This is a genomic window from Paenibacillus sp. AR247 (assembly GCF_002968895.1).
Classification (GTDB): Bacteria; Bacillota; Bacilli; order Paenibacillales; family Paenibacillaceae; genus Paenibacillus_AQ; species Paenibacillus_AQ favisporus.
Map to the genome: position 1 here is coordinate 168,129 of NZ_PCZT01000002.1, position 2,762 is coordinate 170,890.

General features: G+C 52.1%; 3 protein-coding genes. All 3 read right to left on the reverse strand.

The genetic code is table 11. The annotated features are described in order from the left end of the window. Nucleotides 1-14: 14 nt before the first annotated feature. Nucleotides 15-1,223 (reverse strand): MFS transporter, encoded by a 1,209-nt coding sequence (locus CPT76_RS01170; protein WP_076170343.1) that lies wholly within the window; start codon nt 1,221-1,223, stop codon nt 15-17. Nucleotides 1,224-1,307: 84 nt separating this feature from the next. After that, nucleotides 1,308-1,919: a TetR/AcrR family transcriptional regulator gene (locus CPT76_RS01175; RefSeq protein WP_076170344.1), complete on the reverse strand. Its 612-nt coding sequence runs from the start codon at nt 1,917-1,919 to the stop codon at nt 1,308-1,310. 183 nt (nt 1,920-2,102) lie between these two features. After that, a partial coding sequence (locus tag CPT76_RS38670) for a copper amine oxidase N-terminal domain-containing protein (protein ID WP_258167962.1) occupies nt 2,103-2,762 on the reverse strand: 660 nt, incomplete at its 5' end.

The following is a 2,762-nucleotide window of genomic DNA, read 5'->3' on the forward strand; positions in this document are numbered from 1 at the left end:
AACCTGTTTCTGAATTAACGCACCGATCTGGACTCCAGCTCATACTGCGTTTCCCGGGACTTGAAGGACAGCAGGAATCCAAACACCAGCACGATGCTTGCGAGAATGTACGGATAATTCACATTCATGTCAAACAGCGCCCCCGCAATGATCGGGCCGATAATGTTGCCAAGGCTCGTAAACGCGGAGTTCAGCCCCGCCACATAACCCTGCTCCTCATTGGCAAACTTGGACATCTGCGTCCCGATGGCCGGGCGCAAAATATCCATCGCCAGAAACAAAACGAAGGTCACGGCGACCATAAGCCAAAACGTATGCACAAGCAGCGTGAAAATAATAAAGAGGATCGATACGAAAATGCTGAGCGTGATGACTCTTTTCTCTCCGAAGCGGTTCAGGATCCAGCCGAAGATGGTTATCTGCACCACCGCCCCGCAGACCGAGCCAAACGTAATGATAAAGGCGATATCCTTAGGCGTAAAGCCGAATTTATGATCGACAAACAGCCCAAACACCGTCTCGAAATTGGCGAGTCCGAACGAAGCGACAAACACGACGATCAGACTGATAAAATAAGGGGCCCGGTAGGCACCTGCCAGCTGGCGCAGCAATCCGGCCGGTGCCATCTTGGTATCTGATCCGTCGCTGGTCTGCGCGGCCTTCGGCACCTCCCGCAGGAAGAACGCGGTAACCGCCATGGCTAGCAGCCCGCCGACCGCGGCAGCGTAGAAAGGAACCCGAATGCCATATTCGGCAAGATAGCCGCCGATGCCGGGTCCGATGATAAAACCTGTCGTAATGGCAGCGTTGATGAAGCCCATCCCTTTCCCGCGCTCTTCCTCGCTTGTGACGTCAGCGGTATAGGCCATGACGGCCGGCATAACCAGAGCCGCACTCACCCCGCCCAGCATTCTCGCCAGGAACAGAAATGGCAGCGTGCTGGAAGCGCCGAACAGCCATTCCGACACGGCGAACAGCAACAGTCCGGCCAGGATGACCTTTTTGCGGCCGATGGAGTCCGACAGCCTGCCGGCGATCGGCGAAAAGACGAGCTGCGTAATGGAAAAGGCCGCAACCAGCAGGCCCAGCACGCTTCCGTTAATGTGCAGCAGATTCATATAACTCGGCATAATTGGAATGATAAGTCCAATGCCCGTAAAAATAATGAAGTTGTTGAGCATGAGGAGCAGAATGGCTCCCCGGTTTCTAACTAGCAGCGACATAAAAAAGCCTCCGTAAGCAAATTCAGCATGTATACTGAACGTTCGTTATGTATTATGGCGTGAGATAACGAAGACCATTCTCCGCTATCGTTCTTTTGCTTGCTTATCCGTCGCCACTCCGTTCAAAAAAACAGTGACGGCATCCCGGTACAGCAGGGTCGTCTTCTCAGGGTTTAATCTGCGCGACAGCTGATTGGCGCCGAAAAAGATCGCCTCCAGCACGGCTGCGAGCCGCTCGGCATCGCCCGGCATGAATTCACCTCGGTCGATTCCTTCCTGCAGCAGGTTCTGATTAAACGCCAAATGCTTGACCTTCATCTCGGCCATACGGGATTCCACTTCGGATGTCTTTTCTTCGTTATGAAAAAATTCATCGGCTGCCTTCGTGAGCGGATGGTTCAAGTCGTCAGCCGCCAACTGTTCCGCCACGGCATACAGCTTATCGGTAGTGGTCTTATACAAGTGCTCGTTTTGCTCCCAGTTCAGTTCCCATTCGCGGTCCCATTCTTCGAGCAGGTGAAGGAATAATCCTTCTTTGCTCTTGAAGTGATAGTAGATGTTGCCTTTGCTGCTCCCGGTCGCGGCCACGATATCTTCGATCGAAGTCGCCTTATAACCCTTTTGAACAAACAGCGCGCGGGCGGCATCTGCAATCTTCCTCTTGGTCTGTTCGCTTTGCAGCTGCTTCTGGTTCATGACGCTCACTCCAATACATATATATACCGAACGTTCAGTCAGTATTGTAGCACGGCATTTTTTTCATGGCAAGCCGCAGTTTATTTTTCCTCTGACACGAACTAAAAAAACCGGTCACCGGGGTATACCCGGCGCCGGTTTATGTAAATGGACTGGCGGCTCAAATGATTGCTGTTCCAGCCGTTACATGATGATTAATGAAACCTTGCCATCAATGAAAGAGACAACATCGTAATTGGACCAGCCCCAGGTCTCGATCTTCGTTCCGTTCACGGACTGGATATCTTTAGCGGCGGGATTTCCCCAGGACAGCAGCACCTGCTCCTTGGTCATGCCGAGCGTTACATTGCCCGCCTTAATCTGGCTCCAGACCGAAGATGACCATTTATACTTTGTATAGGGATCATATTTCAAAAAGTACGTCGAGTCGGCAAACAACTGCGTCACTTCCGACGTATTCATGGCGTAACTCTTCAGCGTTTTTCCAGCAGCCGATTTGAAAACGACGACAAAGCTTCCGGTGTCCGTTGGAAGAACATCCGTCACCGTAACTTTGGAGAAGCGTTCCCAGCCATCAAAGTCGTTTACCCAATACGTTTTCCCGATGAATTTGGCCAGACTGCCCTGCATTGCTTTCTTGATCAAGCCTGCAGTGTCTTGAGAGACGATCGTCATCTTGCCCTGACCGATTGCAACTTCGGCCTGCCGCCATTTGGCATCCCAGGTTACCTTGGCCCCCAGCGTATCGGCAAGCAGGGAGGCAGGGATGTACGTTTCGCCTTTGTCGATGATTGGCGATGCTTTTAATGTCAGATTACTGCCGTTAAATTGGGCTGCCTGGCT

Excerpts from the sequence above, each read along its gene's own strand:
- CPT76_RS01170 (WP_076170343.1), bottom strand. The coding sequence starts at position 1,223 with ATGTCGCTGCTAGTTAGAAACCGGGGAGCCATTCTGCTCCTCATGCTC.
- CPT76_RS01175 (WP_076170344.1), bottom strand. The coding sequence starts at position 1,919 with ATGAACCAGAAGCAGCTGCAAAGCGAACAGACCAAGAGGAAGATTGCA.